The organism is Neisseria sp. HMSC055H02 (assembly GCF_001813335.1).
In the GTDB taxonomy this organism is placed as follows: Bacteria; Pseudomonadota; Gammaproteobacteria; order Burkholderiales; family Neisseriaceae; genus Neisseria; species Neisseria sicca_C.
This window is the reverse complement of record NZ_KV812127.1, coordinates 1-555: the sequence shown is the minus strand read 5'-3', so window position 1 is coordinate 555 and position 555 is coordinate 1. Positions and strand designations below refer to the sequence as shown.

The following is a 555-nucleotide window of genomic DNA, read 5'->3' as shown; positions in this document are numbered from 1 at the left end:
AAAAGCACCATCAGCCGCGAAATCAAGCGGTACTGCATCCAAGGGCAGCAATACAGCGCCGATAAAGCCCAACGGCAAAGCCGGCTGACCAAACAGTACCGGCGAAAACCCTATAAGCCCGATTCGCAGCTGGTTCAACACATCGACACCCTTATCCGCCGCAAACTCAGTCCCGAACAGGTATGCGCCTACCTGCATAAACACCACGGGATCACACTCCATCACAGCACCGTTTACCGCTACCTCCGCCAAGACAAAAGCAACGGCGGCACGTTGTGGCAACACCACAGAATATGCAGCAAACCCTACCGCAAACGCTACGGCAGCACATGGACCGGAGGCAAAGTGCCCGACCGCGTCGGCATAGAAAACCGACCCGCCATCGTCGACCGGAAAACCCGCATCGGCGATTGGGAGGCTGACACCGTCGTCGGCAAAAATCAGAAAAGCGCGTTATTGACCTTGGTCGAACGCGTTACCCGCTACACCATCATCTGCAAATTAAAGAACTTAAAAGCCGAAGACACTGCCCGGGCGGCCATTAGGGTATTAAAG

Annotated in this window: 1 protein-coding gene; it reads left to right on the top strand. The window is 55.1% G+C overall.

Annotated elements, in window-relative coordinates; translation table 11 throughout:
• On the top strand, positions 1–555 hold a 555-nt coding region (locus HMPREF2907_RS11220), incomplete at both ends, for an IS30 family transposase (protein WP_141754450.1).